Source organism: Streptomyces sp. NPDC025273 (assembly GCF_040638585.1).
Taxonomy (GTDB): domain Bacteria; phylum Actinomycetota; class Actinomycetes; order Streptomycetales; family Streptomycetaceae; genus Streptomyces; species Streptomyces cinereorectus.
Genome location: NZ_JBEZYP010000001.1, coordinates 132,466 through 158,509 on the forward strand (window position 1 = coordinate 132,466; position 26,044 = coordinate 158,509).

At 69.8% G+C, this 26,044-nt stretch carries 28 protein-coding genes, 1 tRNA gene and 1 riboswitch; of the genes, 18 read left to right on the forward strand and 11 right to left on the reverse strand.

Annotated features, from left to right (window positions below):
* Positions 1-275: 275 nt before the first annotated feature.
* The 5 genes from AB0F38_RS00520 (at position 276) to AB0F38_RS00540 (ending at position 3,842) form a co-directional block, all read left to right on the forward strand.
* Positions 276-1,715, forward strand: a complete 1,440-nt coding sequence (locus tag AB0F38_RS00520; protein WP_361884671.1) for an amino acid permease — start codon at positions 276-278, stop codon at positions 1,713-1,715.
* 114 nt (positions 1,716-1,829) lie between these two features.
* The gene (locus tag AB0F38_RS00525; protein WP_361884672.1) at positions 1,830-2,264 is read left to right on the forward strand and encodes a M67 family metallopeptidase; all 435 of its coding nucleotides are present in this window, start codon (positions 1,830-1,832) and stop codon (positions 2,262-2,264) included.
* Positions 2,265-2,383: 119 nt separating this feature from the next.
* Positions 2,384-2,497 (forward strand): putative leader peptide, encoded by a 114-nt coding sequence (locus AB0F38_RS00530; RefSeq protein ID WP_319106416.1) that lies wholly within the window; start codon positions 2,384-2,386, stop codon positions 2,495-2,497.
* 116 nt (positions 2,498-2,613) lie between these two features.
* On the forward strand, positions 2,614-2,892 hold the full coding sequence (locus tag AB0F38_RS00535; protein ID WP_203186534.1) for a MoaD/ThiS family protein: 279 nt from the start codon (positions 2,614-2,616) through the stop codon (positions 2,890-2,892).
* On the forward strand, positions 2,892-3,842 hold the full coding sequence (locus AB0F38_RS00540) for a cysteine synthase (protein ID WP_361884673.1): 951 nt from the start codon (positions 2,892-2,894) through the stop codon (positions 3,840-3,842). Before AB0F38_RS00535 ends, AB0F38_RS00540 begins: the two co-directional genes overlap by 1 nt.
* Before the next feature lie 94 nt (positions 3,843-3,936).
* On the opposite strand, the gene AB0F38_RS00545 is transcribed toward AB0F38_RS00540, so the two are convergent.
* On the reverse strand, positions 3,937-4,407 hold the full coding sequence (locus AB0F38_RS00545) for a type II toxin-antitoxin system PemK/MazF family toxin (RefSeq protein ID WP_361884674.1): 471 nt from the start codon (positions 4,405-4,407) through the stop codon (positions 3,937-3,939).
* A 162-nt stretch (positions 4,408-4,569) separates the two neighbouring features.
* On the opposite strand from AB0F38_RS00545, the gene AB0F38_RS00550 reads away from it, so the two are divergent.
* The gene (locus AB0F38_RS00550; protein ID WP_361884675.1) at positions 4,570-5,322 is read left to right on the forward strand and encodes an MBL fold metallo-hydrolase; all 753 of its coding nucleotides are present in this window, start codon (positions 4,570-4,572) and stop codon (positions 5,320-5,322) included.
* A gap of 355 nt (positions 5,323-5,677) precedes the next feature.
* Here AB0F38_RS00550 and AB0F38_RS00555 read toward each other — a convergent pair whose 3' ends face one another.
* Both AB0F38_RS00555 and AB0F38_RS00560 read right to left on the reverse strand, forming a co-directional pair.
* Positions 5,678-6,985, reverse strand: coding sequence for a PTS transporter subunit EIIC (locus tag AB0F38_RS00555; protein WP_361884676.1), 1,308 nt, complete (start codon positions 6,983-6,985; stop codon positions 5,678-5,680).
* 252 nt (positions 6,986-7,237) lie between these two features.
* Positions 7,238-8,548, reverse strand: a complete 1,311-nt coding sequence (locus tag AB0F38_RS00560) for a PTS transporter subunit EIIC (protein WP_361884677.1) — start codon at positions 8,546-8,548, stop codon at positions 7,238-7,240.
* A gap of 220 nt (positions 8,549-8,768) precedes the next feature.
* On the opposite strand from AB0F38_RS00560, the gene AB0F38_RS00565 reads away from it, so the two are divergent.
* The 4 genes from AB0F38_RS00565 to rdgB all read left to right on the forward strand — a co-directional run bounded on the left by AB0F38_RS00565 (position 8,769) and on the right by rdgB (position 11,010).
* The gene (locus AB0F38_RS00565; RefSeq protein ID WP_014156020.1) at positions 8,769-9,002 is read left to right on the forward strand and encodes a PTS glucose/sucrose transporter subunit IIB; all 234 of its coding nucleotides are present in this window, start codon (positions 8,769-8,771) and stop codon (positions 9,000-9,002) included.
* A 133-nt stretch (positions 9,003-9,135) separates the two neighbouring features.
* Positions 9,136-9,873, forward strand: coding sequence for a ribonuclease PH (gene rph, locus AB0F38_RS00570; RefSeq protein WP_361884678.1), 738 nt, complete (start codon positions 9,136-9,138; stop codon positions 9,871-9,873).
* 102 nt (positions 9,874-9,975) lie between these two features.
* The gene (locus AB0F38_RS00575; protein ID WP_361884679.1) at positions 9,976-10,365 is read left to right on the forward strand and encodes a hypothetical protein; all 390 of its coding nucleotides are present in this window, start codon (positions 9,976-9,978) and stop codon (positions 10,363-10,365) included.
* 42 nt (positions 10,366-10,407) lie between these two features.
* A complete protein-coding gene (gene rdgB / locus AB0F38_RS00580; RefSeq protein ID WP_361884680.1) occupies positions 10,408-11,010 on the forward strand; it encodes an RdgB/HAM1 family non-canonical purine NTP pyrophosphatase in 603 nt (200 codons plus the stop codon).
* A gap of 58 nt (positions 11,011-11,068) precedes the next feature.
* Here rdgB and AB0F38_RS00585 read toward each other — a convergent pair.
* From AB0F38_RS00585 to bcp, 3 genes are all read right to left on the reverse strand, one after another.
* A tRNA-Leu gene (locus tag AB0F38_RS00585) sits at positions 11,069-11,152 on the reverse strand.
* 142 nt (positions 11,153-11,294) lie between these two features.
* On the reverse strand, positions 11,295-12,791 hold the full coding sequence (proP, locus tag AB0F38_RS00590; RefSeq protein ID WP_361884681.1) for a glycine betaine/L-proline transporter ProP: 1,497 nt from the start codon (positions 12,789-12,791) through the stop codon (positions 11,295-11,297).
* Between the two features lie 108 nt (positions 12,792-12,899).
* Entirely contained in the window at positions 12,900-13,367 is a 468-nt protein-coding gene (gene bcp / locus AB0F38_RS00595; RefSeq protein WP_361884682.1) for a thioredoxin-dependent thiol peroxidase, read from the reverse strand.
* Positions 13,368-13,496: 129 nt separating this feature from the next.
* Between bcp and AB0F38_RS00600 the strand changes: the two genes are divergently transcribed.
* The 3 genes from AB0F38_RS00600 (at position 13,497) to AB0F38_RS00610 (ending at position 14,718) form a co-directional block, all read left to right on the forward strand.
* Positions 13,497-13,817, forward strand: a complete 321-nt coding sequence (locus tag AB0F38_RS00600; RefSeq protein ID WP_361884683.1) for a DUF3618 domain-containing protein — start codon at positions 13,497-13,499, stop codon at positions 13,815-13,817.
* A 61-nt stretch (positions 13,818-13,878) separates the two neighbouring features.
* Entirely contained in the window at positions 13,879-14,217 is a 339-nt protein-coding gene (locus AB0F38_RS00605) for a co-chaperone GroES (RefSeq protein ID WP_361884684.1), read from the forward strand.
* An 83-nt stretch (positions 14,218-14,300) separates the two neighbouring features.
* Positions 14,301-14,363, forward strand: a riboswitch (guanidine-III (ykkC-III) riboswitch).
* A gap of 34 nt (positions 14,364-14,397) precedes the next feature.
* Positions 14,398-14,718 (forward strand): multidrug efflux SMR transporter, encoded by a 321-nt coding sequence (locus AB0F38_RS00610; RefSeq protein WP_361884685.1) that lies wholly within the window; start codon positions 14,398-14,400, stop codon positions 14,716-14,718.
* Between the two features lie 4 nt (positions 14,719-14,722).
* Here AB0F38_RS00610 and AB0F38_RS00615 read toward each other — a convergent pair whose 3' ends face one another.
* Positions 14,723-17,110 carry a transglycosylase domain-containing protein gene (locus AB0F38_RS00615; protein WP_361884686.1) on the reverse strand — a complete coding sequence of 796 codons (2,388 nt, stop codon included), beginning with the start codon at positions 17,108-17,110 and terminating at the stop codon, positions 14,723-14,725.
* 157 nt (positions 17,111-17,267) lie between these two features.
* On the opposite strand from AB0F38_RS00615, the gene AB0F38_RS00620 reads away from it, so the two are divergent.
* The 4 genes from AB0F38_RS00620 (at position 17,268) to AB0F38_RS00635 (ending at position 20,817) form a co-directional block, all read left to right on the forward strand.
* Complete coding sequence (locus AB0F38_RS00620) at positions 17,268-18,068, forward strand: ABC-2 family transporter protein (protein ID WP_361884687.1); 801 nt, start codon at positions 17,268-17,270, stop codon at positions 18,066-18,068.
* Between the two features lie 16 nt (positions 18,069-18,084).
* A complete protein-coding gene (locus AB0F38_RS00625; protein WP_361886686.1) occupies positions 18,085-18,945 on the forward strand; it encodes an ABC transporter permease in 861 nt (286 codons plus the stop codon).
* 15 nt (positions 18,946-18,960) lie between these two features.
* Positions 18,961-19,929, forward strand: a complete 969-nt coding sequence (locus tag AB0F38_RS00630) for an ABC transporter ATP-binding protein (protein WP_361884688.1) — start codon at positions 18,961-18,963, stop codon at positions 19,927-19,929.
* A 219-nt stretch (positions 19,930-20,148) separates the two neighbouring features.
* Complete coding sequence (locus tag AB0F38_RS00635; protein WP_361884689.1) at positions 20,149-20,817, forward strand: DUF1707 domain-containing protein; 669 nt, start codon at positions 20,149-20,151, stop codon at positions 20,815-20,817.
* Positions 20,818-20,867: 50 nt separating this feature from the next.
* Here the strand turns inward: AB0F38_RS00635 and AB0F38_RS00640 are convergent, their stop codons facing one another.
* Entirely contained in the window at positions 20,868-22,112 is a 1,245-nt protein-coding gene (locus AB0F38_RS00640; protein ID WP_361884690.1) for an SGNH/GDSL hydrolase family protein, read from the reverse strand.
* Between the two features lie 141 nt (positions 22,113-22,253).
* Between AB0F38_RS00640 and AB0F38_RS00645 the strand changes: the two genes are divergently transcribed.
* On the forward strand, positions 22,254-23,726 hold the full coding sequence (locus AB0F38_RS00645; RefSeq protein WP_361884691.1) for a DUF445 domain-containing protein: 1,473 nt from the start codon (positions 22,254-22,256) through the stop codon (positions 23,724-23,726).
* A 160-nt stretch (positions 23,727-23,886) separates the two neighbouring features.
* On the opposite strand, the gene AB0F38_RS00650 is transcribed toward AB0F38_RS00645, so the two are convergent.
* The 3 genes from AB0F38_RS00650 to AB0F38_RS00660 all read right to left on the reverse strand — a co-directional run bounded on the left by AB0F38_RS00650 (position 23,887) and on the right by AB0F38_RS00660 (position 26,036).
* On the reverse strand, positions 23,887-24,189 hold the full coding sequence (locus AB0F38_RS00650; RefSeq protein ID WP_361884692.1) for a hypothetical protein: 303 nt from the start codon (positions 24,187-24,189) through the stop codon (positions 23,887-23,889).
* 175 nt (positions 24,190-24,364) lie between these two features.
* Positions 24,365-25,150 (reverse strand): DeoR/GlpR family DNA-binding transcription regulator, encoded by a 786-nt coding sequence (locus AB0F38_RS00655; RefSeq protein WP_361884693.1) that lies wholly within the window; start codon positions 25,148-25,150, stop codon positions 24,365-24,367.
* Between the two features lie 43 nt (positions 25,151-25,193).
* On the reverse strand, positions 25,194-26,036 hold the full coding sequence (locus tag AB0F38_RS00660) for a class II fructose-bisphosphate aldolase (protein WP_361884694.1): 843 nt from the start codon (positions 26,034-26,036) through the stop codon (positions 25,194-25,196).
* Between the last annotated feature and the right edge of the window lie 8 nt (positions 26,037-26,044).

Sequence of the window (26,044 nt, forward strand, 5' to 3'; positions counted from 1 at the left end):
CAAATCCGAATAACGATCCCGTCACCCGATCGGCCTTCTTTGCAGCGGCTGGAAACTCTTGTCCGCTTTTTCCTGTGGTGTGCGCCACATAATGTCCGACGGCTCAACCGGGCGACCGTGATAGATCTTCACGACCGCCCGGGGACGCCATCCCTGTCCCCGTGGGCGCTACGGGCCGGCCGAACGCCGGCGGCACTCCATCCATATCCGGGGGGATCAGGACCTGATCCGACGCCTACGAGGGCGCGGGTCGGCGTGGAGAAAGGCGCACCACCATGACATCGGCGCAGGTCGACAAGGGGCAGGCGGACGGCCCCGAGGCCGGGGGAACCGGCACAGCCGCAGCGGGCGAGGGCTACCAGCGAGGACTGGGAGCCCGTCAGATCCAGATGATCGCCATCGGCGGCGCCATCGGCACGGGGCTCTTCCTCGGTGCGGGCAAAGCCATCGACCGGGCCGGGCCCAGCCTCATCCTGGCGTACGCCATCGCGGGCCTGGTCATCTTCTTCATCATGCGGGCCCTGGGCGAACTCCTCATGTACCGCCCGGTGTCCGGCTCCTTCTCGGAGTACGCACGCGAATTCCTGGGCCCGTTCTTCGGATTCGTGACCGGATGGACCTACTGGCTCTTCTGGGTCGTCACCGGAATCACCGAAGTCACCGCCGCGGCCACCTATATGACGTACTGGTGGGATATCCCGCAATGGCTGTCCGCGCTGGTGTTCACCGTCATCCTCTACGGCGCCAACCTGATCTCGGTCAAGCTCTTCGGCGAGCTCGAGTTCTGGTTCTCGATGGTCAAGGTCACCGCGATCATCGGCATGATCCTCATCTGCGCCGGTGTGCTCACGATCGGTTTCTCCGAAGCCGGTGACACCGCGACCGTCGCCAACCTGTGGAATGACGGCGGCTTCTTCCCCGAAGGCATCGGCGGCACGCTGATGACCTTGCAGATCGTGATGTTCGCCTTCCTCGCCGTCGAACTGGTCGGCGTCACCGCGGGCGAGTCCAAGGACCCCGAGACCGTCCTGCCCCGGGCGATCAACACCGTGCCGTGGCGCATCGCCGTCTTCTACGTCGGCGCGCTGATCATGATCCTGTCCGTGGTCCCATGGAGCACCTTCGAGCCGGGCGTCTCACCGTTCGTCGCCGCGTTCGAGGAGATGGGCCTCGGCATCGGCGCCGCGATCGTCAACTTCGTCGTGCTCACCGCCGCGCTCTCCTCCTGCAACTCCGGCATGTACTCCACCGGCCGCATGCTGCGTGACCTCGCGCTCAACGGGCAGGGTCCGAGGGCGTTCACCAGGCTGACGAAGAACGGCCTCCCGCTGGCCGGCACCACCTTCTCCGCCGCCCTGATGCTGGTCGGCGTGTGGATCAACTACCAGTGGCCGGGCGACGCCTTCACCTACGTCGTCTCCTTCGCCACCATCTCCGGCATGTGGGCCTGGATCATGATCCTCGTCTGCCAGATCCGCTTCCGGGCGAAGGCCGACCGCGGTGAGCTGCCCCAGTCCACCTTCAAGGCACCCGGCGCACCGTTCAGCAGCTGGTTCGCGCTCGGGTTCATCGGCCTGGTCATCGTGATGATGGCCGTGGACGAGGACGCCCGGATCTCGCTGTACTGCGCGCCGCTGTGGGGCCTCGTCCTCGGCGTCTCCTACCTGACGCTCAAGTCCCGCGACCCCGGGAACAGCTCCTTCGCCAAGCGCTGACCCGCGCCACGGCGCACCCGAGGACACCGGCCGCCCCAACGGTCGCGTCCGGCACCCGGGCCCTCCCGTACCACCCTTCGGTACGGGAGGGCCCGGGTGCTTATCCTGGGCGCCATGCTGACCATCACCCAGGCGCTGTTCGACCAGATCGTGGCGCACTCGCGCGCCGACCACCCCGACGAGGCGTGCGGCATGGTCGCCGGTCCGGCCGGAACGGGCCGCGCCGAACGCTTCATCCCGATGCTCAATGCCGCGCGCTCGCCCACGTTCTACGAGTTCGACTCGACGGACCTGCTGAAGCTCTACCGCGACATGGACGACCGTGACGAGGAGCCGGTGATCATCTACCACTCGCACACGGCGACCGAGGCCTACCCCTCCCGCACCGACGTCACCTACGCCAACGAGCCCCACGCCCACTACGTCCTGGTCTCCACCGCGGACGCCGACGCCGCCGGCCCCTTCCAGTTCCGTTCGTACCGCATCGTGGACGGCGAGATCACGGAGGAGGACGTCGAGGTCGTCGAGGCGTACCCGTCGGTGGCCTGACCTCCCGGGGGCGGTGCGCCACGCCCCGCCCCGCCGCGTAGTCCAGCTGGTGAACGCCCACCATCCACCATGTGGGATCACACTCCGGGTTCCGGGCCGGGAATCTATACGATGAGCGCATGGTTCCCCATGACGTGAGCGACAAGACGCCGGGCATGCTGCTCGTCGCGCGGCTGCACGTCGACCTGTGCAGGCTGTCCAGCGCGATGTGTCCCGCTTCGGCATGCCCGTGAGCCGCACGGCCTGAGTCGCGGTCCGGGCGCCACCACGTACGGAGCAACCCCCTGCGCGGGGGGCACAAACGCGCGCCCCACGCCACCCCTCCCCGCTTTCGACAGGAGCCCACGCCATGGCCATCGAGGTCCGCATCCCGACCATCCTCCGCACCTACACCGACGGCGCCAAGGCGGTCGAAGGCAGCGGGGAGACCCTCGCCGACCTCTTCGCCGACCTGGAGAGCCGCCACAACGGCATCCGTGAGCGCATCGTCGACGGCGACCAGCTCCGCCGTTTCGTGAACGTCTACCTCAACGACGAGGACGTCCGCTTCCTCGACGGCATCTCCACCAAGCTCGCCGACGGGGACAACGTCACCATCCTCCCGGCCGTCGCCGGCGGCATGCGCTGATGCGGTACGACTCCCCGCTGGCGGCCGTGGGCAACACGCCCCTGGTCCGCCTCCCGCGGCTGTCCCCGTCCGAGGACGTCCGCATCTGGGCCAAGCTGGAGGACCGCAACCCCACCGGCTCGATCAAGGACCGCCCCGCGCTCCACATGGTCGAGCAGGCGGAGAAGGACGGCCGCCTCACCCCCGGCTGCACGATCCTGGAACCCACCAGCGGCAACACCGGCATCTCGCTCGCCATGGCGGCCAGGCTCAAGGGCTACCGCATCGTGTGCGTCATGCCGGAGAACACCTCGCAGGAACGGCGCGACCTGCTCACCATGTGGGGAGCCGAGATCATCTCGTCCCCGGCGGCGGGCGGCTCCAACACGGCCGTACGCGTCGCCAAGGAACTCTCGGCCGAGCACCCCGACTGGGTGATGCTCTACCAGTACGGAAACCCGGACAACGCGGGCGCCCACTACGCCACCACCGGCCCCGAGATCCTCACCGACCTCCCGTCCATCACCCACTTCGTGGCGGGCCTCGGCACCACCGGCACGCTCATGGGCGTCGGCCGCTACCTCCGGGAGCACAAGCCGGACGTCACGATCGTCGCGGCCGAGCCGCGCTACGACGACCTCGTGTACGGCCTGCGCAACCTCGACGAGGGCTTCGTCCCCGAGCTCTACGACGCGTCCGTGCTCACCACACGCTTCTCCGTCGGCTCCGCCGACGCGGTCACCCGCACCCGCGAACTCCTCCAGCAGGAGGGCATCTTCGCGGGCGTCTCCACGGGCGCCGCACTCCACGCCGCGATCGGCGTCGGCCGCAAGGCCGTCAAGGCGGGGGAGCAGGCGGACATCGTCTTCGTCGTCGCGGACGGCGGCTGGAAGTACCTGTCCACGGGCGTCTACACCGCCCCCACGACAGAGGCCGCCATCGAGACCCTGCAGGGCCAGCTCTGGGCGTAGCGGCCGGGCCGGCGCCCGGCACGCACGCACCGCACCTGGGAGCGCCGGACCGGCTGGGAGACCAGCGCGTCCGGCGCTCCTCGGCATTCCGGCGTTACACCTGCTTACGGACCCGCGCCCACATCCCCGGATCCAGCGCGCCCGCCTTCCGGCGGAACCCCGACACCGGCACGTCCCGCAGCTCGTCCGTCTCCAGGAAGCTCTGCCGCCCCCGCGCGTCCCCCACCACCCCGGGCGGCAGCGCGATCACCCCGGGCCGCTCCTCGTGATGCTTACTGGTGATCTTGGCGACGACCGCCGTGCCACTCCGTACCGACAGCACGAGACACGGCCTGTCCTTGGACCCGGGCCCGTCCTCGTACGGCACGTCCGCCCACCAGATCTCCCCGGGCCGGGGATCGCCGTGCGGCCTCGGCCGCTTCCGCTCCGGCGCCCGTCCCGGCGGCCGGGTACGACCGCCGGGACGCCGCGGCCCCCGCCCGCCCCGCCCCCGCGCATCGGTCACCGTCACGACGAGAGCCAGCAGGACGACGGCGGCCAGTGCCACCCACCACCACGTGTTCATATCCCGACCGTACCGGCGCCGGGCCTTCCATCGAACCGGTGACAGCGCAGGTGAGTTCCCCCACAACGGCAGGCCCTGGAGGAGCGACCAGCGGTTTCGCGCCTTACGCTCGACGGACCGCACGAACCCTCCCCGTTCCCAGGCCTCGGAGGTTCACGCTCCATGAAGCTCACCGTCGTCGGCTGCTCCGGCTCGTTCCCGTCCGCGGGTTCGGCATGCTCGAGCTACCTCGTAGAGGCCGACGGCTTCCGGCTGCTCCTGGACATGGGCAACGGCGCCCTCGGCGAGCTGCAGCGCCATGTCGGTCTGTACGACCTCGACGCCATCTTCCTCAGCCACCTCCACGCCGATCACTGCATCGACATGTGCGCGTACTTCGTCGTCCGGTACTACCGCTTCGACGGCGGTCGCCCCGCGTCCATCCCCGTGTACGGCCCCGAAGGCACCGAACAGCGGCTGACCACCGCACATGCCGACACCCCGTCCGAGCACGCGATGGGTGAGGTCTTCGACTTCCACACGCTCAAGTCCGGTTCGTTCGACATCGGCCCCTTCTCGGTCCGCACGGAGAAGCTCTTCCACCCCGTCGACTCCTTCGGCATCCGCATCGAGCACAACGGCCGCACACTCGTGTACTCCGGTGACACGGGCACCTGCGACGCCCTCGCCGAACTCGCCGAGGACGCGGACCTGTTCCTCTGCGAAGCGTCGTTCATCGACGGCAAGGAAGACATCCCGGACCTGCACCTCAACGGCCGCGAAGCCGGCGAGTACGCCGCACGCGCCGGAGCGGGACGCCTCGTCCTCACCCACATCCCTCCGTGGACGGACGCCGAACGCAACCTCGCTGACGCCCGCGAGGTCTACGACGGCCCGGTCGAGCTGGCCGTCCCCGGTGCGGTGTACGAGATCTGACCGCTCGCCCGGGCCTCTCGCAGGTACCGGGATGTACCAGAAGGCGGCAGTACCGGACGAACCGGTGCTGCCGCCTTCTGCTTGCCCGACGGGTTGCGGCCGTTACGCCACCGCTTGCCCGTGCGCAGGTTGATCCCGACGCGTCTGCAGGCCTCGGAACTGCTCAGGCCCTGGTCCATGAGCCGGAAGTCTTCCTCCCGCTCACGAACCGGCTTCCTGCGGCCCTGCGCCACCGTCCGCACCCTGCGGATCTCGAAGTCCATCGAACCCCTTGAACTGGGGTGTTGCAACGACTCCTGGAACCCAAGCGGTGAGAGGGGAGCGGGGCCTTCGGTCCGCCGTGAACTGGCGGGGCCTACTTGGCCTCGGCCTTCTGGAGCTCGGCCAGCTCCTCGTCGGACTCGCGGCCCGGCGTCGGCAGGTCGAACTTGGTGATCGCGAAGCGGAAGACCACGTAGTAGATCACCGCGAAGACGAGACCGATCGGAATGATCAGCCATGGCTTGGTCGCCAGACTGTAGTTCAGGAAGTAGTCGATCCCGCCGGCCGAGAACGTGAAGCCGGCATGCACACCGAGCGCCCAGGTCACGACCATGGAGAGCGCGGTGAGGACCGCGTGGATGACGTAGAGCAGCGGTGCGATGAACATGAACGAGAACTCGATCGGCTCCGTCACACCCGTGAAGAACGAGGTCAGGGCCAGCGACATCATCATGCCGGTCACGACCTTGCGGCGCTCGGGCCGGGCGCAGTGGGCGATGGCCAGGGCGGCGGCCGGGAGACCGAACATCATGATCGGGAAGAAGCCCGACATGAACTGGCCCGCGTCGGGGTCACCGGCGAAGAAACGCGTCAGGTCACCGTGGACGACCGTACCGTCCGGCTTGGTGAAGTCCCCGATCTGGAACCACGACACGGTGTTGACGAACTGGTGCATGCCGATCGGCAGCAGACCACGGTTGATCAGACCGAACACGCCCGCACCCGCGGCACCGAGACCCGTGATCCACTCACCGAAGTCGGTGATGACGTCACCGATGGGCTCCCAGCCGAGCACGACCAGGACACCCATGGCCGTACCGACGAAGGCCATGATGATCGGCACGAGCCGACGGCCGTTGAAGAAGCCCAGCCAGTCGACGAGCTGGGTGCGGTGGTACCTCTGCCACAGCACCGCCGTCAGCAGGCCCAGGATGATGCCACCGAGCACACCCGGGTTCTGGAACCCGGCGGCCGTGACCTCCCCGCCCTTCTCGTACGCGCCGCCGAAGAGGCCGGTCGGTATGTAGGTGCCGCCCTCCACCTCGACGGGGAACTGGTGGATCACCGCGTAGTAGGTGAGGAAGCTGACCACGGCGGCGAGCGCCGTCGAGCCGTCGGCCTTCTTGGCGAAACCGATCGCGACGCCGATGCAGAACAGCAGGGGCAGACCGAACGAGGCGTCGAGCAGCGCACCACCCGCACCCGCGAAGACCTTGGCGACCTGGTCCCAGCCGAGCCCGTCCGGACCGAACACGTCCGGCTGGCCCAGGCGGAGCAGAAGTCCCGCGGCGGGCAGCACCGCGATCGGCAGCTGCAGGCTGCGTCCCACCTTCTGCAGGCCCTGGAACACGCCGGAGCCCCGCTTCTTCGCGGGCGCCGCCGGAGCGGTATCCGTACTCATCAACTTCCTCCATGGGGCACGGTGCCGCCCAGGTCGGTGAGGAGAGGAGGCGGCGACTCGAGGAACGCGGCGGGAAAGCGGCCGCGTGGTCTACACCACTGAGTGGTGTAGACCAGTTTTAGCACGGTGAGGGCGGGATAAGGAACCTTCTCCCTGTGCGGTAGCCCACCCGACACCCTCCGTGACACGACGAAGCCCCCGGACCGCCAGGTCCGAGGGCCGTGCCGAGCCGGGCCCGAAGCCCCGAAGCGCCTACTTGGTGAGATCCTTCTCGATCTCCGCCTCCACCTCGTCGGGCTCCCGCCCCGGCGTCTGGAGGTCGAACTTCGTGATCGCGAACCGGAAGATCACGTAGTAGACGACCGCGAACGCCAGGCCGATCGGAATGATCAGCCATGGCCTGGTCGCCAGACTCCAGTTGATGACGTAGTCGATCAGGCCCGCCGAGAAGCTGAAGCCGTCCTTCACCCCGAGCGCCCACGTCACCGCCATCGAGACGCCGGTGAGCACCGCGTGGATCACGTACAGCAGGGGCGCGACGAAGAGGAACGAGTACTCGATCGGTTCGGTGATGCCGGTCACGAACGATGTCAGGCCGACCGAGACCATCATGCCGCCGACCGCTTTGCGCCGGTGCGGCTTGGCGCAGTGGTAGATCGCCAGCGCTGCCGCCGGAAGCGCGAACATCATGATCGGGAAGAAGCCCGTGGTGAACTGACCGGCCGTCGGGTCGCCCGCCAGGAACCGGTTGATGTCACCGTGCACCACCGTGCCGTCCGGCTTGGTGTAGTCACCGAACTGGAACCAGACGAACGTGTTCAGGAACTGGTGCAGGCCGAACACGAGCAGGGCGCGGTTCGCGATGCCGAAGATGCCGGAGCCCAGCCAGTTCAGATCGACCAGCCACTCCGAGAAGCTGGTCAGGGTGTCACCGACCGGCTGCCACAGCCAGGCGCAGAGTCCCGCGAACACCAGCCCGACGAAGGCCATGATGATCGGGACGAGCCGGCGGCCGTTGAAGAAGCCCAGCCAGTCGACCAGCTTGACCCGGTGGTTCCGCTGCCAGAACCAGGCGGTCATCAGCCCCATGATGATGCCGCCGAACACCCCGGGGTTCTGGTAGGCGGCGGCGGTCACCGTGGTGTCCTCGGCGACGCAGACGCCGCCCCACATGCCCGCCCCGCTGAAGTCCGCCCCTTCCGCGCAGTCGACCGGGAACGCGCGCAGCACCGCGTAGTAGACGAGGAATCCCGCGACGGCCGCGAGCGCGGTCGAACCGTCCGACTTCTTCGCCATGCCGATCGCGACACCGACGCAGAAGAGCAGCGGCAGGCCGAGCCCGGAGTCGAGCAGGGCCCCGCCCGCCGCCGCGAACACCTTGGCGACGTTCGTCCAGCCCAGACCGTCGTCGCCGAAGACGTCCGGCTGGCCGAGCCGGTTCAGGATGCCCGCCGCGGGGAGTACGGCGATCGGCAGCTGGAGGCTGCGGCCCATCTTCTGCAGGCCTTGGAAGAGGCCGTTCCACCACTTCTTCTGCGGGAGGTCTGCGCTGCTGGAGCTCATCGGCATCCTTCTGGAACGCGCCGGATCAGGCGGACTTGCACACTGGTGTAGACCACTTGCGATACGGTGCGGAGCCCGGCCGGAAGGCAGGGCGCCGGTGATCGTCATCATGAGGGACGGTGCGGTCACCCGCCCGTGAAGCTGGTCCAACCGTGCGTTACCGTGACGAAACGGGACCCATGGTGGGCCGCCCCCGCACGTACAGACCAGGGAGTAGGACATGGCCAGCAAGGCTGAGAAGATCGTCGCCGGGCTCGGCGGTATCGAGAACATCGACGAGATCGAAGGCTGCATCACCCGCCTCCGCACCGAAGTTCACGACCCCAGCAAGGTCGACGAAGCCGCACTCAAGGCCGCCGGCGCCCACGGCGTCGTCAAGATGGGCACCGCGATCCAGGTCGTCATCGGCACCGACGCCGACCCCATCGCCGCCGACATCGAAGACATGATGTGACCGGCTGATCCCGGCCGGCCCACCCAGGTCCACGCCACACCCCGCAGGCCCCGCACCCGCCGGTTCCCGGCCGAGGAGCGGGGCCTGCGGTGCACCCGAACGGAGCCACCCCGCCAGCCGATAGGCTCGGCAGATGTCTCGCATCGACGGCCGCACCCCCGATCAGCTCCGCCCCGTCACCATCGAACGCGGATGGAGCAAGCACGCCGAAGGCTCCGTGCTCATCTCCTTCGGTGACACCAAGGTCTTCTGCACCGCCTCCGTCACCGAAGGCGTCCCCCGCTGGCGCAAGGGCAGCGGTGAGGGCTGGGTCACCGCCGAGTACTCCATGCTGCCCCGCTCCACCAACACCCGCGGCGACCGCGAATCCGTACGCGGCAAGATCGGTGGGCGCACCCACGAGATCAGCCGCCTCATCGGCCGCTCGCTGCGCGCCGTGATCGACTACAAGGCCCTCGGCGAGAACACCGTCGTCCTGGACTGCGACGTCCTCCAGGCCGACGGCGGCACCCGCACCGCGGCCATCACCGGCGCCTATGTCGCCCTCGCCGACGCCATCGCCTGGGCCCAGGGCAAGAAGATCGTCAAGCACGGCCGCAAGCCGCTCACCGGCACCGTCGCCGCGATCAGCGTCGGCATCGTCGACGGCATCCCCCTCCTCGACCTCTGCTACGAGGAGGACGTCCGCGCCGAGACCGACATGAACGTCGTCTGCACCGGCGACGGCCGCTTCGTCGAGGTCCAGGGCACCGCCGAGGCCGAGCCCTTCGACCGCGACGAGCTCAACGCACTCCTCGACCTCGCCACCGCCGGCTGCACCGACCTCGCCAAGCTCCAGGAAGAGGCACTCGCCCGCACTCTCGGTGAGTGAAGGGGGAACCACCTGCACACCACGAAACGTCCGTACGGGTACGGGCGCACGGGTCGAAACCGTGCGTCCGTCCACGTATCGACCCTGGGGAGGGACCGCACCATGGCCTCGCGCCGCCACCACCGCACCGCACTCGCCGTCACGGCCACCCTGCTCACGCTCACCGCGGCCGCCGGCTGCGGAGCCGTCGACAAGGCCCTGGACTGCGTCCGCACCGCCGACGCCATCGCCACCAGCGTCGACAACCTCCAGCGGGCCATCTCCAACGCCTCCAACGACCCGACGCAGGCATCCGAAGCCCTCGACGACATCGACAGGGAGCTCAAGGATCTCGGTGACACCACGGACAACGCCGACCTGAGCAAGGCCGTCGACGACCTCCAGGCGGGAGTCACCAACGTCCGGGAGTCCATCGAGAAGGGCGACGCCACCCCCGACATCACCCCGGTCACGGACGCGGCCACCGAGATCGGCAACGTCTGCACCCCGTGACGCACCGGCGGGGCAGGGACGGCACCCGGCCATAATCAGGACATGACCCGCCTGATCCTCGCCACCCGCAACGCCGGGAAAATCACCGAACTCCACGCGATCCTCGCCGACGCAGGTCTCACCCACGACCTCGTCGGCGCGGACGCGTACCCCGACATCCCCGACGTCAAGGAGACCGGCGTCACGTTCGCCGAGAACGCCCTCCTCAAGGCCCACGCCCTGGCCCGCGCCACCGGCCACCCCGCCATCGCCGACGACTCCGGCCTCTGCGTCGACGTACTCGGCGGCGCCCCCGGCATCTTCTCGGCCCGCTGGGCCGGCACCCACGGCGACGACCGCGCCAACCTGGACCTGCTCCTGGCCCAGCTCTCCGACATCGACGCCCGGCACCGCGGGGCCTACTTCGCCTGCGCGGCGGCCCTGGCCCTCCCCGACGGCACGGAACGCGTGGTCGAAGGCCGTCTGACGGGCACCCTGCGCCACACCCCCGCGGGCACGCACGGCTTCGGCTACGACCCGATCCTCCAGCCCGACGACGAGACGCGCACCTGCGCGGAGCTGACCCCGGCGGAGAAGAACGCGATCAGTCACCGGGGGAAGGCGTTCAGGGCGCTGGTGCCGGTGGTGCGGGAGCTGGTGGGCTGACGCCTGCCGGCGCGCGAAAGGCTCAGCTCGTAGGGCACGAGCTGAGCCTTTCGTGAAGTACGCGAGAAGGGACTCGAACCCTCACGCCACTAGGGCACTGGTACCTAAAACCAGCCTGTCTAGCCAATTCCAGCACTCGCGCACGTGTCGGCAGTCTACAAGGGGAACGATCGTAGGCAGGAAGAGGCTAATCGGCCGCTGTCCTGGTTCGGCCCCGGCTGCGACACCAGGTGGCGGTCAGCGTGTCGGGCACAGGCAGCGAAGGTTTCCGCCCGGAGCGTGTGTCAGAACTTCGGGTCCGGGCTCTGGGCGTGCACCAGTTCCGCCGCTTCCTCCGCCGTTTCCACCGAGGGCGGGGAGCCGGCCAGGGGCTGGTTGGCGGTTTCCTTCATGCAGGCCACCGCGATCACGCCGACCAGCGCCGCCGCCATCGCGTAGTACGCCGGCATCAGGTTCGAGCCGGTCCAGCTGATCAGGGCGGTGATCACCAGCGGGGTCGTGCCGCCGAAGATCGACGCCGAGAGGTTGTAGCCCACGGACAGCGAGCCGTAGCGGACGTTGGTGGGGAACAGGGCCGGGAGGGCCGCGGACATCGTGCCCAGCAGGCACACCAGGGACAGGCCCATCATCAGCATGCCGAGGGCGATCGCGGGGATGCTGCCCTGGCGGATCAGAAGGAAGGACGGCAGGGAGAGGAAGAGGAAGCCGAGCATGCCGGTCATCAGGAGCGGCTTACGGCCGAAGCGGTCCGAGAGCTTGCCGAACCGGCTGATGATCAGCATCAGGAAGACCATGACGCCGAGCAGGATGAGCAGTCCGTGGGTCTCGCTGTATCCGAGCTCGTCGGAGAGGTACGTCGGCATGTACGACAGCAGCATGTAGTCGGTGATGTTGTACGCGCCGACCAGGGCGATGCAGAGGATCAGTGTCGGCCAGTACTGGCGGAAGATCTTGGCGAGGTCGCCCTTGGCGGTGGACTCGACGTGGTCGGCCGCCTCGGTCGCGTGGGCGGTGCCGCCCTCCAGCTTCTGGAAGGCCGGGGTCTCGTCGAGGCGCAGTCGCAGGTAGAGGCCGACCAGGCCGAGAGGACCGGCGACGAGGAACGGGATGCGCCAGCCCCAGGACTCCATCTGGCCGGTGTCCAGGAGGGCGTACAGCGCGGTGACCAGCCCCGCGGCGCCGACGTATCCGGCCAGGGTGCCGAATTCGAGGAAGCTGCCGAAGAATCCGCGGCGCTTGTCGGGGGCGTATTCGGCGATGAACGTGGAGGCGCCGCCGTACTCACCGCCCGTGGAGAAGCCCTGGAGCATGCGGAAGAGGATCAGCAGGGCGGGGGCCCACAGGCCGATCGTGCCGTGGGAGGGGATGAGGCCGATCGCGAAGGTGCCGATCGCCATGAGGATCATGGTGAGGGCCAGGACCTTCTTCCGGCCGATCTTGTCGCCCATGGGGCCGAAGAACATTCCCCCGAGTGGGCGTACGAGGAAGGCCACGGCGAAGGTCGCGAAGGAGGAGAGGAGCTGGGTCGTCTCGTTCCCCGAGGGGAAGAAGACGTGCCCGATGGTGACGGCGAGGTAGGAGTAGATGCCGAAGTCGAACCACTCCATGGCATTTCCGAGCGATGCGGCCTTCACCGCGCGCTTGACCGCCTGGTCGTCGGTGACGGTGATGTCGGTCCGACGGAGCCGGGGGTTGCGGCGCTTCCTGACGGCGCGGAAGAGCGTGGGGTGACGTTTGACCGCTTCCGGGTCGGCCGCCTGGTGGGGATCGGAGGCCGCCATGGCCGGTTCCTTTCCTCGAAGTATGTTCCAGGAAAGGCTTCTGCGCGGTCATGGCGGCGGCAAACCGAATCCGTGCGCGATTGCGGTCTCGCTCACAGGTTGTTCACGTCAGATGCCGAGATCCTTGATGATCTTGGCTACGTGACCGGTCGCCTTGACGTTGTAGAGCGCCCGCTCCACCCGGCCCTCCTCGTCGACGACGATCGTGGATCGGATGACGCCCGTCACCACTTTGCCGTAGAGCTTCTTCTCGCCGTAGGCGCCGTACGCCTCCAGGGTCTCCTTGGAGGGGTCGCCGACCAGTGTGACCTTGAGGTCTTCCTTCTCGCGGAACTTCGCGAGCTTCTCCGGCTTGTCGGGGGACACGCCGATGACGTCGTACCCGGCCCCGGTGAGGAGCTCGAGGTTGTCGGTGAAGTCGCAGGCCTGCTTGGTGCAGCCCGGGGTAAGTGCGGCGGGGTAGAAGTAGACGATGACCTTGCGGCCCTTGTGGTCCGCGAGCGAGATCTCGTTGCCGTCGGCATCCGGAAGGGTGAAGGCGGGGGCGGTGTCGCCGGTCTGGAGTCGCTCGCTCATATTTCTCCTCGAGTGGCACGCGGGGTGTGTGGGGCCGAGCGTAATAGGGGGTGCCGCCGGGTGTACGGGCGGCCGAGCTGACAGACTGTCGATGAAGGTTTACCCGACGACGACCACGGAGGCGGCGCAGTGTCGGATACCAGGACCCCTGCGCAGATCGAGGCGGACATCATCAGCAGGCGTGAGCAGCTTGCGGTGGTGCTGGACGAGATCGGGGTGCGGGTGCACCCGAAGACGATCATCGGTGACGCGAAGGCCAAGGTGGCGTCGACGGTGGACCGGACGGCGGGACGTGCCTACGTCGCGGTGAACCGGTCGGTGTCGGACGTGAAGGCGCAGTTCGTCTCGGAGGACGGTTCGCCGAGACTGGAGCGGGTGATCCCGGCGGCGCTGCTGGTGGCCGGCGCGGTGGCGCTGCTGACGGTGTCGACGCGGCGGAAGAAGCGCTGAGCGCGGATTCCGGGGTGCCCGGGGACGTGCGGGGCGGTGCGGGGCAGGTAGGTTTCGGTGCGTGAGCAACAACACCGACGACAAGCTGCCCATCCGGATGCTGCACGACCGTGTGCTGGTCCGGTCCGATTCGCCCGAGGGCGAGCGGCGTTCGGGCGGCGGCATCCTGATTCCGGCGACGGCGGCGGTCGGCCGGCGTCTGGCGTGGGCCGAGGTGGTCGCGGTCGGTCAGAACGTGCGGACCGTGGAGCCGGGTGACCGGGTGCTGTACGACCCGGAGGACCGTGCGGAGGTCGAGGTGCGCGGCGTGGCGTATGTGCTGATGCGGGAGCGGGATCTGCACGCGGTGGCCGCGGACCGGTTCGAGGGGTCGGTGGATTCGACCGGGCTGTATCTGTAGTCCGGGTCCGCAGTCCGGACCCCTGCCTGGGTGAGTGGCCTGGTGACTGCTGTCACCAGGCCTTTTCGCTGTCTGCTCCGTCTTGCTACGGTGGGCCGACCCCCGACGAGACGCGCCGTACCGGGTTTCCGCAAAGACGACGCACCCGTGGTTCGCGTGTTCGGTCGTGGAGGTGCTGTCGTGGCGTGGGTTCTGTTGATCGTGGCCGGTCTGCTGGAAGTGGGCTGGTCGATCGGGATGAAGTACACCGAGGGGTTCACGCGGCTGTGGCCGAGTGTGTTCACCGGGCTCGGGATCGTGGCCAGCATGGTGCTGCTGTCGCAGGCGGCGAAGACGCTGCCGATCGGTACGGCGTACGGGGTGTGGGTCGGGATCGGTGCGGCGGGCGCGGCGGTGCTGGGCATGGTGGTGCTGCACGAGCCGGTGACGGCCGCCCGGATCTTCTTCGTCTGTCTGCTGCTGGTGGCCGTGGTGGGGCTGAAGGCGACGTCCGGGCACTGACGGGTCAGCGGCCGGGGCCTCGGGCGCCTTCGACGGAGCCGTCGTCCTCGAAGCGGTCGCGCTCGGGTGCGCCCGCCGGGGCGGTGGGTGCGGGTGCCCTGCCGACGGGCGCGGGCGGGGCTGTCCGGGCCGGGGTGGTGGTGGCGGGGGTTTCCGGGGTGTCCGTGGGGTCGGTGCGGCGGCCGGGCGCGTCCGACGCGGGGGAGGCGGTGGTGCCGGCCTCTTCCGCCTGCTCCTCGTCGGGCTTCGCGGTTTCGCCCGTGTCCTCGGTTTCCTCGTCGGGGTCGGGCTCTTCCGGGCCTTCCTCGGCTTCCAGCTCGAAGTCCTGTACCTCGCTGGATTCGAGTGCGGCGGCGGTGTACGCGGCCCAGGTCCGGGCGGGTGGGCCGCCGCCGTTCATGCGGGCGAGGCCGAGGGCTCCGTACAGCGGCTTCTGCACGCCGGTGTCGGGATCCTGGCCCATGACGGCGATGACGGTGGCGAGGTCGGGGGTGTAGCCGGCGAACCAGGCGGCCTTGTCCTCCTCGGCGGTGCCGGTCTTGCCCGCGGCGGGGCGGTTCGCGGCGCGGGCGGCGGTGCCCGTGCCGCCTTCGACGACGCTCCGCAGGACGGAGGTGGTGGTGTCGGCCGCTTCGCGGCTGACGGCCTGCCGGGTGTTGCGGGTGGGCAGGCGGAGGTCGGTGCCGTTCTTGCTGACCTTGGTGACGAGGGTGTACGCCCGTTGTCTGCCGTGGTCGGCGAGGGTGGCGTAGGCGGCGGTCATGTCGACGACGCTGGCGGTGGCGGGGCCGAGGGCGATCGAGGGGGACGCGGTGAGGTCGGGGGTGGTCCCGGGGATGCCGAGGGCGATCGCCGTGTCCTTGACCTCGGCGGGGCCGACGTCCTGGGCCATCTGCGCGTAGACGGCGTTGACGGACTTGTCGGTGGCCTCGCGGACGGTGAGGGAGCCGTAGTCGACGTCGTCCTCGTTGGCGGGCGCGTAGCCGGTGGATCCGGCGGAGCTCTGGACGGTGCGTTCGTTGGTGCCGTCGTAGCGGGTGTTGGGGGTGATGGCCCGGTCGTCCTGGGTGGTGGATCCGTTGGCGACGGCGGCGGCGAGGACGAAGGGCTTGAAGGTGGAGCCGACCTGGTAGTCGCGGCGGGTCGCGTTGTTGACGAACTGCCTGGTGTAGTCGATGCCGCCGTACATGGCGACGACGTGTCCGGTGGCGGGCGCGATGGAGGCGCCGCCGACGCGGACGTTGCGGTCTGCCTCACGGTCCTCGCTGGTCCGGGACAGGACGTTGTCCTCGACGGCTCCGACGAGGGCCTTCTGCTTCTTCTTCTGGAGGGTGGTGGTGATGCGGTAGCCACCGGTGGCGAGGGTGTTCTCGTCGACGATCCTGTTGCCGGTGAGGTAGTCCTCGACGGCCTGGACGAGGTAGCCGCGCTGGCCGGAGAGCGCGGTGGCGGGCTTGGCCGGGCCGGGGACGGGGAAGGTCATCGCGGTGCGTTCGGCGGTGCCGAGCCAGTCCTCCTTGACCATGCCGTCGAGTACGTAGCTCCAGCGGGCGAGGGCCGCGGCCCTGTTCTCGGGGTGGGCCACGACGTCGTAGGCGCTGGGGGCGTTGAGCAGCGAGGCGAGGTAGGCGCCTTCGCCGGTGTCGAGGTCTTCGGCGTTCTTGCCGTAGTACGCGTGGGAGGCGGCCTGGATGCCGTAGGAGTTGCGGCCGAAGTAGCTGGTGTTGAGGTAGCCCTCGAGGATCTCGTCCTTGCTCTGTTCGCGGCCGAGTTTGATCGAGATGAAGAATTCCTTGGCCTTGCGGACGAGGGTCTGCTCCTGGCCGAGGTAGTAGTTCTTGACGTACTGCTGGGTGATGGTGGAGCCGCCCTGGCGGCCCTTGCCCGTGAGGGTGTTCCAGCCTGCGCGGGTCATGGCTTTGACGTCGATGGCGGGCTCGGAGTAGAAGTCCCGGTCCTCGGCGGCGAGTACGGCGTGCTGGACGGTGCGGGGGATCCGGTGGAGCGGGATGTTCTCCCGGTTGACTTCGCCGTCGCGCGCGATGACGCTGCCGTCGGTGTAGAGGTAGACGTTGGACTGGGCGGTGGCACTGGCGTTGGCGGCGGGGATGCCGACGAGCTGGTATCCGGCGAAGAACGCGCCGATGAGGAGCAGGCCGAGGAGGAGCGCGCCTCCGAGGGTCATGCGCCAGGTGGGGACCGCCCGGCGCCAACCGGTGCGTCTGGGCCGTTCAGCGCGTCTTGTGCGCCCCTTGCGGTCGTGTGCGCCGTCCGAGGGCCGAGCGTTCCGGGTGGTCGCCGCGGTGGTGGGGTCCCGTGGCGGCCAGCCGCCGTGACCCTTCCGGCCTGGCTCCGGGTGGTCTCCGCCGGGCTGTGGTTGCTCGTGGCTCATGGCTGTGGAGGCTCCTCGGCTGCGGGCAGTTATCCCATAGTGCCCTTTTCGGGGTGATATGCACCGGATCCTCTGCGGATAAAGGGGTCGCGGCGGCTGCCAGTCCTGGACTAGGGTCGTGCGCTTTGGCCCGGTGAGCTGGGGGGAGGGGGGCGCGGTGCGGCTCTATGCGGTGGTGGCGGCCGGTGGATTCCGGCGGTATGCCACGTACCGGGTGGCGACGGCGGCGGGGGTGTTCACCAACACCGTCTTCGGTTTCATCATGGCGTACACCTATATCGCCCTGTGGGACGCGCGTCCGCAGCTCGGCGGCTACGACGTGTCCCAGGCGCTGACCTATGTGTGGCTGGGCCAGGCGCTGCTGATGACCTGTGCGCTGATGGGCGGCGGCTTCGAGGACGAGCTGATGGAGCGCATCCGGACGGGGGACATCGCGGTCGACCTGTACCGGCCGGTCGATCTCCAGCTGTGGTGGATGGCCGGGGACCTGGGCCGGGCCGCGTTCCACCTGCTGGGGCGCGGGATCGTGCCCATGCTGCTGGGGGCGCTGGTCTTCGACCTGGCGCTGCCGGGGTCGCCGTGGACGTGGCTGGCCTTCCTGGTGTCGGTGGCGCTGGGTGTCGTGGTCAGTTTCGCGGTGCGCTTCCTGGTGTCCCTGTCGGCGTTCTGGCTGATGGACGGGGCGGGCGCGATGCAGATCGCCTGGCTGGCGGGGTTGTTCTTCTCGGGGATGCTGCTGCCGCTGAACCTGTTCCCCGGGGCGCTGGGTGAGGTGGCGCGCGCCCTGCCCTGGTCGTCGCTGCTGCAGGTGCCTGCCGATGTGTTCCTCGGCAGGCACACGGGGTGGGGCCTGGTGCGGGCGTACGCCTTCCAGGCGGGATGGGCGGTGACGCTGCTGCTCGCGGGGCGGCTGCTGCAGTCGGTGGCGACCAGGAGGGTGGTGGTCCAGGGTGGCTGAGGTCCAGGCGGAGAGGGTGGCCGCGGGGGAGCCGCACCACCTCCCGGAGGTCGCGTTCGAGGACCGGTCGCGGCTGGTGGAGGGGGTCCGGGCGTACGGGCTGATCGTGGCGATGTGGCTGCGCTCGACGATGGCCTACCGCGCGTCGTTCGTGATGACGACGCTCGGGAACTTCATGGTGACGGCGTTCGACTTCGTGACGATCATGCTGATGTTCGCTCACGTCGACGCGCTGGGCGGCTATGCGCTGCCGGAGATCGCGTTGCTGTACGGGGCATCGGCGACGGCGTTCGGGCTGTCCGATCTGCTGCTGGGGTCGATGGACCGGCTGGGACGGCGGGTGCGTGACGGGACGTTCGACACACTGCTGGTGCGGCCCGTCCCAGTGCTGGCACAGGTGGCGGCGGACAGGTTCGCGCTGCGCAGGCTGGGGCGGGTCACGCAGGGGCTGCTGGTGTTCGGCTATGCGCTGGTGACGCTCGACATCGCGTGGACGCCGCTGAAGGTGCTGATGCTGCCGCTGATGGTGCTGAGCGGGGCGGCGATCTTCGGGGCGGTGTTCGTGGCGGGGGCGGCGTTCCAGTTCTTCGCGCAGGACGCGGCGGAGGTGCAGAGCTCCTTCACGTACGGGGGGACGACGCTGCTCCAGTACCCGCCGTCGATCTTCGCGAAGGACCTGGTGCGCGGGGTGACGTTCGTGGTGCCGCTGGCGTTCGTGAGCTGGCTGCCCGCGCTGTACGTGCTGGACCGGGACTATCCGTTGGGGCTGCCCGAGTGGGCGGCGTTCCTGCCGCCGTTGGTGGCGGGGCTGTGCTGGGTGCTTGCGGGACTGGCCTGGCGGGCGGGGCTGCGGGCGTATCGCAGCACGGGGAGCTGAGGAGTGGGCGTGGACATGGACTTCATCGAGCTGGACGGCGTCGAGAAGGTCTTCGACGTACGCCGCAGGACGGGCTTCCTGCGCAGGGAGCGGCACGAGGTGCGTGCGGTGGACGGCATCAGCTTCCGGGTGCCGCGCGGTGAGATGGTCGGGTACATCGGCCCGAACGGGGCGGGCAAGTCGACGACGATCAAGATGCTGACCGGGATCCTCACCCCGAGCGGCGGCCGGCTGCGGGTCGCCGGCATCGACCCTTCGCGGGAGCGTACGAGGCTGGCGCACCGGATCGGGGTGGTGTTCGGGCAGCGCACGACGCTGTGGTGGGACCTGCCGCTGCGTGACTCGTACCGGCTGATGCACCGGATGTACCGGATCCCGGACCGCCGCTTCCGGGAGAACCTGGACCGCTGTGTGGAACTTCTCGATCTGGGACCGTTGTTGGACGTACCGGTGCGGCAGTTGTCGCTGGGGCAGCGGATGCGGGGCGACATCGCGGCGGCGCTGCTGCACGATCCCGAGGTGCTGTACCTGGACGAGCCGACGATCGGGCTGGACGTGATCTCGAAGGCCAAGGTGCGCGAGTTCCTGCGGGACTTGAACGCGGAGCGGTCCACGACCGTGCTGTTGACCACGCACGATCTGACCGACATCGAGCAGCTCTGCGAGCGGGTGATGGTGATCGACCACGGCCGTCTCGTGTACGACGGCGATCTGGCGGGGCTGCACGGGGTGGGGGAGAGCGAGCGCACGCTGGTGGTCGATCTGGAGCGGGTGCTTCCGCCGATCGAGCTGGCGTCGGAGCCTTCGGTGCGGGTGGTGAAGGTGGAGGGGCCCCGGCAGTGGCTGGCGTTTCCCGCGTCGGCGTCCGCGGCTCCGCTGGTGGCGCGCATCGCGGCGGACTATCCGCTGGTGGACCTTTCGGTGCGGGAGCCGGACATCGAGGCCGTGATCGCGAAGATGTACGTGTCGGATCCGCGTCCCTAAGGGCTGTCCCGCAACTCCTGGCGGGCGCGCGACGACAGCTACGGCACCTCGCCGCGTTGTCGGAACGCCCGAATACGTCCAGTATTCGGGCGTCCCTCCGCCTTGCGATGCACCGCATCTGACGCCGCGCGCTGATCCACCAGGAATTGCGGGACAGCCCTTAGGCCCGTCTTCGGGTTGCTCTATAGGCTGCGCGGTATGACAAATGAACGTCCGGACATGCGTGCTTCCGATGCGGAACGCGAGCGGGTCGCCGAGACCCTGCGGGAGGCCGTGGCCGAGGGCCGGCTGCAGATGGACGAGTTCGAGCAGCGGCTCGACGCGACGTACAAGGCGCGTACGCACGGGGAGTTGGAGCCACTGGTGAGCGATCTCCCGGTGCCGGGTACGGCGGTCGCGCCCCTGGGCGCCCCGTCGACCGCGCCGGTCCCGGGGACGTCCGACGACTGGCCGAGGCGTATCGGCGGGCCCGCGACGTCTTCGGGAGGGTTCGCCTTCTGGGGCGGTTTCAGCCGCAAGGGCCGTTGGACGGTGGGGCGGACGTTCACCGCGTTCGCGATGTGGGGCGGGGGCGAGATCGATCTGCGCGAGGCGGACTTCGAGGAGCGCGACGTCGTCATCCGCTGTTTCACGATCATGGGCGGGATGCTGGTGAAGGTCCCGCCGAACGTCCACCTCCAGGTCAACGGCATCGGGATCATGGGCGGTTTCGACGAGCAGACGAAGGACGCCGACTACGGCGACCCGGCTCCGGACGCGCCGCGGGTGCGGGTGACCGGCTTCGCCCTGATGGGCGGGGTCGGCGTGGACCGCAAGTGGAGCAAGGCGCAGCGGCAGCGCATCGAGGAGACGGAGCGGCGGCGCCTGGAGAAGCCCGACGGTTTCTGAGAACGGTCCCGGGAGCGTTCTCCCGGGGAGGCGTCCGGGGGAGGGCGCGGTCAGAACCGGTCGGACTTCGGTGTTCCGGCCACGGTGGCGAGGTCGACGAGCCGGCCCAGGGTCCGGTAGCCGGTGTCGTTGAAGTGGAGCCGGTCGCCGGAGTCGTAGGCGGGCAGGATCCGGTCGGGTGCGTAGGGGTCGCGCACGGCCCGGTCGAAGTCGACGAAGTCGTCGAAGACCCGTCCGGTCCGGATCTGTTCGTTGACCGCGAGGCGTACGGCGTTGCGTTCGGGTGTCCAGGTGGCGAAGCCCCGGAACGGCGTCAGCGTCGTCCCGACGACCCGCAGCCCGCGTGCGTGGGCCCGTTCCGTGAGGGAGCGCAGTCCGTCCACGACGCGTTGCGGGTCCGGCTCCTGGGGGGCCTGCTGCACGTCGTTGATGCCGAGGGCGATGATCACGGTCCGCGCGCCGGCGACGGAGAGCACGTCGCGCTCGAAGCGGTGGACGCCGGCCGGGCCGCCGCGGCCGTTCACCTCGCGCGGGCTGTCGCGCAGGAGGCGGTTGCCCGCGATGCCCTGGTTGGCGATTCCGTAGCGGTGGTCCAGCCGGTCGGAGAGGACGTCCGTCCAGCGGCTGTTGGCGTCGGTGGTGGAGCCGCTGCCCGCCGTGAGCGAGTCACCGATCACGACGACGGCACCCGGTGAGGTGTCGTTGCGGACGTCGACGGCGGTCAGGTAGCGCCACGTCGCGGTCCGCCAGGTGCCGTCGGCGTCGGCCAGGTAGGACGTCTGGTGGGCGTGCGGATGGTGGGTGACGGGCCCGCCGGCCCGCGGGGTGCGCAGGGCGACGACGAGATCGGCGTCGGGTGCGACGGGGACGACGACCGGGTCGCTGACGATCTGCCCGCCCGCGGCGACCGTGACGGTGGGCAGGCCGCGGAAGGTCACCGGGCGGGTGTCGACGGTGGCCTGCTCGATGACGAGGGGAGCCGCGCCGAAGAGGTTGGACAGGGTGATGCGGGCGGCGTCACCGCCGACGCTGGTGTGCACGATGTTGCGGATGGTGCGGCCGGGGAAGCCGTAGGCGGTGTCCGGCTCGCCGCTGACGGGTGCTCCGGTCCAGGTGACGACCCAGGTGCCGGTGGAGTTGGCCGGTGCCGCGGGGTTGTGCGCCGCCGCCTGCGCGATGGTCGGCGGCTGCCGTGGTGCGGTCAGCAGTGAGGTGCCGAACGCGATGGCGGCGGCGAGCACGGCGGTTCCTGCGACGAGGGCGATGAGCAGGGCATACCCCTGGCGCCTGGGCATGTGCGGTGTTTCTCCTTGCGGTGTTCGGGCTGGTCCCATGATGCGACAGGCCCTGGGGAACTCGACGTGCGGCCCGGGAGTAGGTGAGGTAGGGACAATGCGTACGGCACGGGGTGACGCGTACGCGGACGGGTGGAGCGGATGGAACAGGACGCGGGGCAGGGAACGGAACCCGGAGCGGGGGGCGGTGACCCCGGCGGGCCCGGGCCGGCACCGGAGGCCGGGCCCGGTGGTGAGCCGGGGGCGCGGACCCTCGCGCCCGGGCACGTCGACGTGACAGGGCCGGAGGGCGCGGGGGACCGGACGGCGGCTCCGGGCGGCACCGGGCGGCGGGCCGCGGCGCCGCTCGCCGTGTTCGCGTACACCGCCGCCGACGAGGAGAAGCAGCGCGGTGTGCGCCGCATGAAGGCCACGGCCACGGGTCTGCTCCTGTTCGTCGCGCTCGTGTACGTCCTCGCCACCTGGGCGAAGAACTCGGGTGTGGGGGGCTGGCCGGGCTACGTCGCAGCGGCTGCCGAGGCGGGGATGGTCGGTGCGCTGGCGGACTGGTTCGCCGTCACGGCGCTCTTCCGGCGCCCGCTCGGCCTGCCCATCCCCCACACCGCCATCATTCCCACCAAGAAGGACCAGCTCGGGGAGTCACTCGGTTCCTTCGTGGGGGAGAACTTTCTCTCCGGAGACGTCGTTCGTGACCGAATTCACGCCCTGGGCGTCGGTGCGCGGCTCGGATCCTGGCTGGCCCGGCCGGAGCACGCCGACCGGGTCACGGCCGAGCTGGCCACCGCGCTGCGCGGTGCGCTGACGGTGCTGCGGGACTCCGACGTCCAGGCGGTGGTCGGCGAGGCGATCACCCGGCGGGCGAACGCGGCGGAAGTCGGTCCGGGCATGGGGAAGATGCTGGAGAGGATCGTCGCGGACGGCGGCCACCGCAGGGTCGTCGACCTCGTCTGCGCACGGGCGCACGACTGGCTGGTCGAGCACAGCGAGTCCGTGATGGACGCGGTGCAGGGCGGGGCGCCGGGCTGGACGCCCCGGTTCGTCGACAAGCGGGTGGGGGAGCGGGTCTACAAGGAGCTGCTGCGCTTCGTCACGGAGATGCGTGACATGCCGGGCCACCCGGCGCGCGGCTCGATCGACTCGTTCCTGACGGACTTCGCCGCCGACCTCCAGACGGACACGGACACCCGGGCCCGGGTGGAGCGGCTGAAGTCGGAGATCCTGGGGCGCGGTGAGGTCCAGGATGTCATCGCCTCGGCGTGGTCCTCCGTCCGTACGATGATCATCGCGGCGGCCGAGGACGAGCGGAGCGAACTGCGCCTGCGGGCCAGGGCCTCACTCATGTCGCTGGGCGCCAGGCTGGCGACGGACGACCGGCTGCAGGCCAAGCTGGAGGGCTGGCTGGAGGACGCCGCGGTGTATGTCGTCACGACGTACCGCACCGAGATCACCTCGCTGATCAGCGACACCGTCGCCGGCTGGGACGCGCATCAGACGTCGAAGAAGATCGAGGCGAACATCGGCCGGGACCTGCAGTTCATCCGGATCAACGGCACGGTGGTGGGTGCGCTGGCCGGTCTGGTGATCTATTCGCTCTCGCGGGCGCTGGGCGCCTGACGGCGCTCGCGGGGCTGTACCGGTCCTGGGGAAGGCTCCGGGGGTGCCCGTCCTGTCGTACGGGCACCCCCCCGGGTCACGCGGGGAGTCGCCGTTCAGCACGCACCCCGCGGCGCCCGTGTTCCATCTCCCGGCACGAGCTCTCTCGGCAGGTGCGGCGTCAGGCGCCGCGACGCGTGACCGCCCACGAGGCCGCCGCCACGCCGCCGGCCACGGCGAACACCGCGGGCCAGGCGCCGACCTTCTTGGCGAGCGGGTGCGATCCGGCGAACGCGGCGACGTACGCGACGCTCAGCCCGACGGCCGCCCGGGTCCCGGCCTGCCGGTTCCACTCGTACGCGGCCACCGATCCGGCGGCGGCCAGCGCGACCCCGCCCAGGGGGCGCTTCCCGGTCCACCGGGCGATTGCGTACCCACCGACGAGCCCGCTCGCCGCCACCGCCGCTGCCGGAACCTTCGCCATCGCCGCCACCTTCGTTTCCTTCGTCTCCGTCGTACAGGTCGAGGACTCCGAGGCTAACGCGCCGCCCCGGGTTCCCCCGGCGGCGGGGCGGTAAGGGCGGGGCAGGTCCGGGACCGGTCCACACCTGGAGGCCGTCCCCCCGGAGGACTGCCGCTGACGCGGCGTCGGGAGGCCGTCAGACGCGCAGCACCTCGATGCCGAGGGCGGTGAACTCCTCGACGATGTCCTCGGGGGCGTCCTTGTCCGTGACCAGGATCGACACGGCGGCCGTCTCGCACACCTGGGCGAAGGCCCGGCGCCCGAGCTTGGAGGAGTCGGCCACCACGATCACGGTGCCGGCGCACTCGGCGAGCGCCCGGTTGGCGCCGGCCTCCGACTCGTCGTGGGTGGCGGCACCGAAGCGGGGGTGCACGGCGTCCACGCCGAGGATCGTGTAGTCCAGCGCGAGGGTCCTCAGGACGGTGTCGACGAGGGGACCGACGAGCTCGTACGAGTTCGGCCGGGCGACACCGCCGGTGACGACGATCTTGATCTGGGGGCGGACCGCGAGCTCGTTGGCGATGTTGATCGCGTTGGTCACGACCGTCAGCGCGATGCCTCCGCCGGTGCCCGCCGGCTCCGGCCGTACGGCCAGCTCCCTGGCCACCTCGGAGGTCGTCGTACCCCCGTTGATGCCCACCGTGGAGCCCGAGGGGATCAGTTCGGCCGCGGCCCTGGCGATGCGCTGCTTCTCGTCGGCCTTGCGGGCCACCTTGTAGCGCAGCGGCAGGTCGTAGGCGACGGTGCTCACGACCGCGCCGCCCCGGGTGCGGGTCAGGAGGTTCTGCCGGGCGAGCTCGTCCAGATCACGGCGGACCGTGGCGGCGGAGCAGCCCAGGCGTTCGGCTGCGTCGAGCACGTCGAGATGGCCCTGGTCGCCGAGAATCTCCAGCAACCGGGTCCATCGGGTGTGGGCCGCCACCTGTTCCTCCTCGTCCGCCTGCCTCCTCGTTCGCCGCCGAACCCTATCGCGCGGGCCGGGACAGGACTCCCAGCAGGCGTGTCACCTCCGCGGCCACGGCGTCGCGGGCCGGGCCGAGGTACGTGCGGGGATCGGCCGTCTCCGCGTGGGCGTCCAGGTAGGTGCGGACGGCCCGGGTGAACAGCTTGTTCAGGTGGGTGGAGATGTTCACCTTCGTCATGCCCGCGCCGATGGCCCTGGCCAGGCCGGAGTCCCCGACACCGGACGACCCGTGCAGGACCAGCGGGACGCCCGCCGCGTCCCGCAGCCGGGAGATGAGGGCGAAGTCGAGGACGGCGTCCCGGGTGAGCATGGCGTGCGAGCTGCCGACGGCCACGGCGAGGGCGTCGACGGCCGTGGCGCCGACGAACGCGCGGGCCTCCTCCGGATCGGTCCGTGCTCCGGGCGCGTGTGCCCCGTCCTTGCCGCCCACCTCGCCGAGTTCCGCCTCGACCCAGACGCCCCGGCCGTGGCAGTACTCCGTGATCGCGCGGGTCGCGGCGACGTTGTCGTCGTAGGGGAGTGTGGACGCGTCGAACATGACGGACGTGAAGCCGAGTCCGACGGCCTCGTGCACCAGGTCGGCCGATTCGGCGTGGTCGAGATGGACGGACACGGGGACGCCGGCCGCCCGCGCGAGGGCGAGCGAGGCGAGTCCGATCGGTTCGAGGGAGCCGTGGTAGCGGGCGGTGTTCTGGCTGATCTGCAGGATCACCGGAAGCCCGGCCGCCTCCGCGCCGCTGACGATGGCCTGCGCGTGTTCGATCTGCACGACGTTGAAGGCGCCGACGCCCGTCGCGTGCGTTCGGGCGGCGTGTGCGATGTCCCCGGTGGATGTGAGCGGCATGGCTTCCT